Genomic DNA, 225 nt, shown 5'->3' with positions numbered 1-225 from the left:
GAACTTGTCTGCGGTGTCTTTGTCGACTTTGCTGGTCCCCATTCGGATCTGCTCATCTGGGGTCCGAACACGTGGTCGGTCAAGCCCGTCAGTCTGCCTTGTTTCATGCTCTGACTCGACGAGACCGGCATCTGGTGTTTCATCGGCTGTGTCATCACGTTCCTCCTCTGGTTCGTCGGCATTATTTGGCTCCACGACACTGCGGTCGGCTTTTTCAGGTTCCTC

Annotated in this window: 1 protein-coding gene; it reads right to left on the bottom strand. The window is 55.6% G+C overall.

The window, feature by feature from the left end:
• On the bottom strand, positions 1–225 hold a 225-nt coding region (locus EXE42_RS20035), incomplete at both ends, for a hypothetical protein (protein WP_137707146.1).

Origin of the sequence: Halorubrum sp. SP3, assembly GCF_005435195.1 — an archaeon.
GTDB classification, from domain to species: Archaea; Halobacteriota; Halobacteria; order Halobacteriales; family Haloferacaceae; genus Halorubrum; species Halorubrum sodomense.
The sequence above is the reverse complement of the archived record's forward strand: the minus strand, read 5'-3'. Positions and strand labels throughout refer to the sequence as shown.